8 protein-coding genes are annotated in these 7,534 nt (G+C 45.0%); 5 read left to right on the top strand and 3 right to left on the bottom strand.

Annotated elements, in window-relative coordinates:
* The coding region (locus V5298_RS18275; RefSeq protein WP_332932865.1) for an efflux RND transporter permease subunit at positions 1–2,713 on the top strand (2,713 nt) is incomplete at its 5' end.
* A 9-nt stretch (positions 2,714–2,722) separates the two neighbouring features.
* On the opposite strand, the gene V5298_RS18270 is transcribed toward V5298_RS18275, so the two are convergent.
* Both V5298_RS18270 and V5298_RS18265 read right to left on the bottom strand, forming a co-directional pair.
* Positions 2,723–3,334 carry a TetR/AcrR family transcriptional regulator gene (locus V5298_RS18270; RefSeq protein ID WP_332932864.1) on the bottom strand — a complete coding sequence of 204 codons (612 nt, stop codon included), beginning with the start codon at positions 3,332–3,334 and terminating at the stop codon, positions 2,723–2,725.
* A gap of 57 nt (positions 3,335–3,391) precedes the next feature.
* Positions 3,392–3,820: a CBS domain-containing protein gene (locus tag V5298_RS18265; RefSeq protein WP_332932863.1), complete on the bottom strand. Its 429-nt coding sequence runs from the start codon at positions 3,818–3,820 to the stop codon at positions 3,392–3,394.
* 163 nt (positions 3,821–3,983) lie between these two features.
* Here V5298_RS18265 and tpx point away from each other — a divergent pair, with 163 nt between their 5' ends.
* From tpx to V5298_RS18245, 4 genes are all read left to right on the top strand, one after another.
* Positions 3,984–4,478, top strand: coding sequence for a thiol peroxidase (gene tpx / locus V5298_RS18260; protein ID WP_332932862.1), 495 nt, complete (start codon positions 3,984–3,986; stop codon positions 4,476–4,478).
* Positions 4,479–4,800: 322 nt separating this feature from the next.
* Positions 4,801–5,157, top strand: a complete 357-nt coding sequence (locus V5298_RS18255; protein ID WP_332932861.1) for a hypothetical protein — start codon at positions 4,801–4,803, stop codon at positions 5,155–5,157.
* Positions 5,158–5,479: 322 nt separating this feature from the next.
* The gene (gene zigA / locus V5298_RS18250; RefSeq protein ID WP_332932860.1) at positions 5,480–6,682 is read left to right on the top strand and encodes a zinc metallochaperone GTPase ZigA; all 1,203 of its coding nucleotides are present in this window, start codon (positions 5,480–5,482) and stop codon (positions 6,680–6,682) included.
* A gap of 1 nt (position 6,683) precedes the next feature.
* A complete protein-coding gene (locus V5298_RS18245) occupies positions 6,684–7,331 on the top strand; it encodes a DUF1826 domain-containing protein (RefSeq protein ID WP_332932859.1) in 648 nt (215 codons plus the stop codon).
* 130 nt (positions 7,332–7,461) lie between these two features.
* Here V5298_RS18245 and V5298_RS21085 read toward each other — a convergent pair.
* Positions 7,462–7,534 (bottom strand): hypothetical protein (locus V5298_RS21085; RefSeq protein WP_422653127.1); only part of this gene is annotated, 73 nt, incomplete at its 5' end.

Below are 7,534 nucleotides of genomic sequence, written 5' to 3'. Positions count from 1 at the left end.
GGTGGGCGATCTCCCCCTAGGAGAATTAAAAGATCTTGCCAAAGAAGTGGAAGATGAACTGCTACAACTCGACTCCATCTCCATTGTCAAGGTGAGTTACCCGGATGATGAAATTGCCATTGAAATTCAGCCGGACATGCTGCGCAAATATAACTTATCCATTAATGACGTGGCCACCGCTATACGGGCATATTCAACCAATATATCCGCCGGTCAACTACGTACTCAAGCTGGGATTATTTCTGTACGGGTTGAAAATCAGTATTACAAGGGTAATGAATTTGCTGCTATTCCGGTGAAAATAGGCACCGGTGGTGCTCAAGTCAAGCTCGGGGACATCGCTCAAATCAAAGATGCCTTTACCGAAGGCGAACGTTACTTTAAGTTCTCAGGACACAACGCTATTTATATTTCTGTGCGTGCAACCAAGTCACAGAATATTGTGGCGGTGGCAGAAACCGTAAAAGCATACATGAAGGCAAAAAATGAAACCTTGCCGGAAGGGGTTGCGCTGCACACCATGGTGGATCTGACCTACTACCTTGATGCCCGCCTTAATATGATGTTGACAAACCTATTGGAAGGGGCCGTGTTAGTGGCACTGATGCTAACCCTTTTTCTGCGCTTTCGGTTGGCGTTTTGGGTCATGCTAGGTTTACCCATTTGCTTTTTAGGTGCAATGATGATGATGCCAATATTTGGTGTGAGCATCAATTTAATGTCGCTGTTTGCCTTTATTATGGTGTTGGGCATTGTGGTTGACGATGCCATTGTCATTGGTGAAAGCGCCTATACCGAAATAGAAAGTAAAGGCGGCGGCGTGGAGAATGTTATCCGCGGCGCTAAACGGGTTGCCACACCAGCCACCTTCGGCGTACTCACCACCATCGCCGTATTTGCCCCCTTTACCATGAGTAGTGGCTTTGAAGGCGCCATATTCTATAACATCGCAATTGTTGTTATTTTATGCCTGCTCTTTAGTTTGATTGAATCAAAACTTATTCTTCCTGCCCATATTGCCCATACCCGTTTTTCACCGATAAAACCAAACAGCTGGCGGGCCCGTTTTAACGCTCGCTTTAACGGCTTTGTCAATGGTCCATACCGCAGTATGGTGACGTTGGCTATTGAATGGCGCTGGGCGGTGTTAATGATATTTGTTGCCCTGTTGATGTTTGCATCGGGGTTGGTGGCAGGCGATCATGTTCGCATTGTGCCCAATTCGAAAGTGCCACACGACTTTCCTTCTATTGAAATTGAAATGAATGAAAACGTGTCTGACACTGCTGTCATCGATGCCCTGAAAACCATTGAGCAGGTCATCCTTACCGAAGAAGACAAAATTAAGCAGGAATTTGGTACCGATGGCATGATCCGCGATATTCTTGCCTATAACGACGATAGAACCACTGGCGAATTGGTAATTCCCCTGGTTGACGAAGATAAACGTGTATTTGATACCTTCGAGCTAGCCCGGCGCTGGCGAGCTGCCATTCCTGAAATTCCCGGCATGAAGTCCTTTGTTGTGCTTGATGATATTAACAGCAACGGGGATGACGGCGAATTTGGTTATCTTTTGTTTGGGCCAGATTTAGACACCCTTAATGCAGCGGGAAGAACCTTTATCAATATGCTGCAACAAAAAGAGGGCTTGTTTGATATTAGCTCTACCATCGATCCCAGCAGTAAAGAGATCCAAATGACATTGCTGCCAGTTGCCTATGATTTAGGTTTAACATTGCAGGATATCGCAGCCCAGGTGGGTGCCAGCTTCTACGGTGGTGAGGCCCAGCGGGTTATCCGCGATGGCGAAGAAGTTAAGGTTATGGTTCGGTATCCGGATTTTACCCGCGAACGACTGGCTGATTTAAAATACAGTGTGATTACAACGCCAGCGGGCCAAGAGGTCATGCTTGGAGACGTGGTTAACTTAGAAGAAAACCCCGGCGTTAGCTATATTCGCCGAGAAGGTGGCTACCGTAGCGTTTATATCTGGGGCAATATTGATGAAGAAAAAGTGGAACCCGGTACGGTTGTCGATGAAATCGATGATACCTTGCTGCCAAAACTAAAAGCTCAATATCCCTCTGTCATGACAGAACTGGGAGGGGATATTGAAGAACAAATCGCGCAACAAGACGAGCAGATGATGTTTTTCATTGCTGCCATGATCATGGTGTATGTGTTATTGGCGGTCCCCCTTAAGAGTTACGGACAACCACTGATCATCATGTCGGTGATCCCCTTTAGCTTCACCGGCGCAGCATTTGGCCACTTTTTGTTGGGTTATGATATTAGCAGCATGTCATTTTTTGGATTAATTGCTGCCGCGGGCGTGGTCATTAACGATTCACTGGTAATGACCGATTATGTGAATCAGCGCAGAGCAGAAGGTGCCTCCATACGAGAAGCGGTTGAAGAAGCGGGTTGCGCTCGCTTTAGAGCCATAACGCTGACCTCGATCACAACCTTTGCCGGCGTACTTCCCATTATGTTTGAAACCAGTTTACAAGCGGCCTTAGTGATCCCCATGGCCATTGGACTGGGTTTTGCGGTCATGTATGCCACCATTGTGACCTTGGTATTAGTGCCTTGCCTGTATTTAATTCTTATTGATTTAGGAAATGGTTTTGGGTTTCTTTACCGCAATACGGTGGGGCGTTTATTTCGTCGCCCTCAAGCAGACAACCCCATCCAATCGGTAAGTAAATAACCAAAAAAATTACTTTGCGAAGTAGCTAAGAAACAGAGCCGCAGTTTGATTTGCAATACTTTCCTTGTCTTCACCTGAAAGAGGAGCTTGAATTTGCATCATCTGCGGCCAAAAGCATTGGCCTTTAATTTGGCTCGATAAAATAGTTACGCCCTGATTGATATCAGGCAATGCGAGGCGACCATCATTCACCGCAGCAATCAACCAACGTTGCAACACCGTTTCCTGGCCACTTAAATGATCAATTTCTTCTTTTAATTTTTGGGGATGATAAAAAAAGTGACCGATAGCCACTCTTGCCAACCCTAGGTATTCCTTAGTGGTGATCAGATTAATTTCAGCCAGTAAAATAGCCGCAAGTTGTTGATGTAAATCGGTATCCGCAGAATAAACCACAGGCACAGCGGCCATGGTTTTACTCCACAGGGCGCGAATCAGGTGCATCACAATTTCTTCTTTCGAAGCAAAGTGATTGTATACCGTACGTTTGGACAAGTTCGCCATTTCCGCGAGTTTATCCATACTCGTACCAGTAACTCCGTAGGTTTGAAAAGCGCTTCGGGCGGCACACAATATGGCATCTCGATTGATGTCTGTGCGAGTTCGGCTAGTATTTGTCATCTTTACTGCATATCCATACTACTTGAATTAAACACCTTTAAATGAATGATAGCGTGGTTATGTTATTCGTTGCTTTTTTAGCACCTTCTCTTCTATGTAACGCAAAATATCTCGCCATGAAACGATCCCCACAGGTTCGCCTGCTTGGTTGAGTACCGGTAGACAGGAGACGCGACGACGATTAAAAAATGCGATAGCCTTCATGATACTACTATGCTCTTGAATAGCGACAATATCTCTACTCATAATTTGATGCGCTCGACGTTCTAACGTGGCCCTGTCTTTTAAGCGCTCTGAAAGCGTATCGGTAAAGGGGCTCAACGATTTTAATAAATCCCGATCTGAGATAACACCCACCAGTTTTTTATTTTCCACCACCAGAAGATGGTGAAAACCGGTGGCCTCAAAGAGTTCTTTAAGCGTATGCAAGCTATCATCCATTTGGACGCTCACAACGCGCTGACTCATGATTTCATTTACACCCATAAAATGCACACCTGTTGTAGTTCATGGCGACTATCTCTCTATAATTACAAAGCGTAAGCCGTTAAAAAAAGCTTTTTTTAAAATTTTATGGGTTTCAGGTTGAAATTCTTCCTTTAACCATCAATATAGACAAGTACATTCATCACTCTATGAAGGAATATTCATGGCAACAGTTACGCTTCAAGGCAATGCGTTTGAAACCCTCGGTGAACTCCCAGCGGTGGGCAGTCAAGCTCCTGACTTCGAACTGGTCAAGGCCGATCTTTCCACAGTAAGCTTAAGTGAGTTAGCGGGTAAAAACGTAGTACTTAATATTTTTCCCTCTATAGATACAGGCGTCTGCGCTACATCGGTACGTAAATTTAACGAAAAAGCAGCCGCGCTGGATGACACTGTTGTTATTTGTGTATCGGCGGATCTTCCCTTCGCAGCAGGCCGCTTTTGTGGTGCTGAAGGCATTGAAAACGTATTAACAGGCTCTACTTTCCGCTCTACTTTTGGTAAGGATTACGGCGTTGAGTTTTCAACCGGCCCACTAACAGGGGTACTTTCTCGCAGTGTTGTGGTTATCAATAAAACAGGAGAAGTAGCCTATACTCAGCAAGTAGCAGAAACCGCTGACGAACCGGATTATGATGCTGCGTTAGCTGCGCTTTAATCAGCCTTTACCGTTTAAATAAAAAACCGGCCCCTGCGCCGGTTTTTTTGTAGTAAACTGAGTACCTGCCCCAAGGGCTGGAGTACAACACCGCATTTTCCGCTATCGGCAACACGCGCTTCTAACTGTTTACTTATCCGTTAACTAAACCTATTGATACTGAATGTAACTTTGCGCCGCATATGTAAAGACGCATTTACATAACCATTGCTTGTCTCACTTAATGAAATCCTATTAAATACTGCTTTAGTGTTACACAAGCACATACTCACCCTTTTAGAGGGATTTTTTTGCTTTTTTTATAAATAAAATGGAATAATTTATGTCGTCTTCATTTTCACCAAGAATACTTCTACTTTCTGCGTTCTTATCCTCTTCATTGCTTTCAGGTTGCAGTGCAATCAGTAAGCTTGACTATGAAACAGGCGTAAATGTAACTGATGCGCAAATAGAAACGTTCAATAATGAGTCACCGCAGAAACTCGATGTTATTCGCCAGTTAGGTGAGCCCAGCAAAAAAGAAAACTATGGCAATGTTGAGGTTTGGCGCTATCACTATGTACTGATCCCGGCTCTGCCCACGCAAAAAAATATTAATCAGGACACGGTGTTTGAATGGGACGAAAACGAAAAGCTGATTAAGGTGTACCATACCGCCAGCTCCTCTTCCATTCTCTAATCTGTAATTTATGAGGTGACGGGCGAAGTTTATCAACTATCACGTTTGATGATTGATAGCGCCCTTACTTCTCAGCCCTCCCCGGCATACTACACCGGCAGACATAAAGAAACCCACAGCGAATACCGTGGGTTTTATGTTTTAACTTTGTACATCTCACCCAACTAATTTCTCGCGCTTCATACACATAACTACCTTGCCAGTGCGCAACCGGTAGGCCGTACCAAGACTGAATGGGGATAAAAACCGGCGGATAGATTTACCAATTCCACCCACGCATGTTATATTATAACATAATCAAAAGGCAGGGTTGAACACCACTATGAAAAATCAATCGCTATTGCCAGTCACCGTGTTGTCTGGCTTTTTAGGTGCAGGTAAAACCACCGTTCTAAATCATATACTGACTAATCGAGATGGGCTTAAAGTAGCCGTCATTGTCAACGATATGAGTGAAATCAACATTGATGCGGCGACGGTTAAAAATGAAGTTAGCCTTAATCGCGCAGAGGAAAAGCTGGTAGAAATGAGCAACGGCTGTATTTGCTGCACATTAAGAGAAGACTTGCTGGAAGAAATAACTCGCCTAGCAAAAGAAGGCAAATACGATTATCTGGTAATCGAATCCACCGGTATTTCTGAACCTCTCCCCGTTGCCGAAACCTTTACCTTTGCTGATGAAAATGGCGTAAGCCTTTCAGATGTAGCCACACTGGATACCCTGGTAACCGTTGTGGATGCCCTGAATTTTTTAACCGATTATGACAAGGCTGAATCACTACAAGAGGTGGGGGAAAGTCTTGGTGACGAAGACGAAAGAAGTGTGGCAGATCTGCTGGTAGAGCAAGTAGAATTTGCAGATGTGATACTGATAAGCAAAGTGGATCTGGTCTCTGAAAACGAACTGGAACGGCTAAAAAGCATTCTTCAAACGTTAAATACCGAGGCAGTGCAGATCCCGATTGAAAATGGAAATGTTCCTTTAAAAGAGGTACTTGCCACCGGAAAATTCAATTTTGAGAAAGCCCAGCAGGCACCGGGTTGGCTTAAGGAAATTCGAGGCGAACATGTCCCGGAAACCGAAGAGTTTGGCATCAGCAGCTTTGTTTTTAAAGCAAGACGCCCCTTTCACCCGCAAAAATTCTATGACTTCATCCATAGTAAAGACATCGCGGGAAAACTCATTCGCTCCAAAGGCTTTTTTTGGTTAGCCACAAGACCGCATATCGCTGGAAGCTGGAGTCAAGCAGGGGGAATGGCAAGGTATGGAGCAGCTGGGTTGTTTTGGAAAGCTGTACCAAAAGAACAATGGCCAGAAGATCCGGATTATTTGGCTTCCATCAAGGAACAGTGGGTAGAACCTTTTGGTGATATGCGTCAAGAGCTCGTGTTTATTGGCCAAGGATTAAACAAAGAAGACATCATAGAGCGGTTAAATCGGTGCTTGTTAAGTGAAGAAGAAGTTCTTCAAGGTAGGCAAGCCTGGACAGCCTATCCCGATCCCTTCCCATTTTGGGGGCATTAATATGCAGCTCGCAGAAAAACATCATACCTGCTCTTGGCTCACAGGCGATACCCCTTTGGTGTTAAGTGATATTTTCTCACCGGCCACCAGTGTTACGATATGGCAGCGCGGCCCTTCCCCCGCTGTAAATCATTATTTTTTGCAGGCATTTGAGGCCTTAGGACTTGGCATAAATGGCGTTTTCTCCATGGACACCTTAATGGAAGAAATGCATCACAGATTGCCTGAATTTGAAGGTAAGCAAGATGCGGTGGACGATATATATTTGCTCTGTGACATGCTCACTTGCCTTTTTAATTGCGACAGTATTGGCTTGCGGCTGGCCCCCCTAACACAAGCGATGTGCCCGCGGTTTCATAGGGACAATATCCCCGTTCGTCTGGTGAACACCTACCTGGGCCCAGGCACCGAGTGGCTGCCCAAGGAGTCCATACAAGATCGCTCACTAAAGGGTAATCATACTCCTCTAAACAAAGCCCCCTTCGATGTGGGGTATGATAAAGACCATATTCAGCAAATGCAGGCTTTTGATGTGGGGCTGTTAAAAGGCCAAGCTTGGCCAGAACAGGAACACATGGCGGCTTGGCATCGCTCATGCCAGTTAGAGAAAGGTCACAAGCGGGTATTGTTAACCCTCGACCCTATGTAGGCCAAGCTTAGGCATAGGTAATGGCCACGGTTGGGGACGTCCTAGGGAACACAAAAACCTTTGCGGCAACCCAATATTGTGGCAGGTTGGTTCATAAAACAAAATGAAGACAGAAAAGCCCGTAGGCCCCCTAATCATAGACTTTTACTGTATTTTTACCGTCGGATTTTGCTTGGTATAAAGCCTTATCGGCACATTCATAT

The sequence above is a fragment of the Alteromonas sp. 14N.309.X.WAT.G.H12 genome, from assembly GCF_036697315.1.
Classification (GTDB): domain Bacteria; phylum Pseudomonadota; class Gammaproteobacteria; order Enterobacterales; family Alteromonadaceae; genus Alteromonas.
This window is presented reverse-complemented; position numbering and strand designations above follow the sequence as displayed.

Coding starts and splice junctions, on each gene's coding strand:
- V5298_RS18270 (WP_332932864.1), bottom strand. CDS start 3,334: ATGACAAATACTAGCCGAACTCGCACAGACATCAATCGAGATGCCATA.
- V5298_RS18265 (WP_332932863.1), bottom strand. CDS start 3,820: ATGGGTGTAAATGAAATCATGAGTCAGCGCGTTGTGAGCGTCCAAATG.
- tpx (WP_332932862.1), top strand. CDS start 3,984: ATGGCAACAGTTACGCTTCAAGGCAATGCGTTTGAAACCCTCGGTGAA.
- V5298_RS18255 (WP_332932861.1), top strand. CDS start 4,801: ATGTCGTCTTCATTTTCACCAAGAATACTTCTACTTTCTGCGTTCTTA.
- zigA (WP_332932860.1), top strand. CDS start 5,480: ATGAAAAATCAATCGCTATTGCCAGTCACCGTGTTGTCTGGCTTTTTA.
- V5298_RS18245 (WP_332932859.1), top strand. CDS start 6,684: ATGCAGCTCGCAGAAAAACATCATACCTGCTCTTGGCTCACAGGCGAT.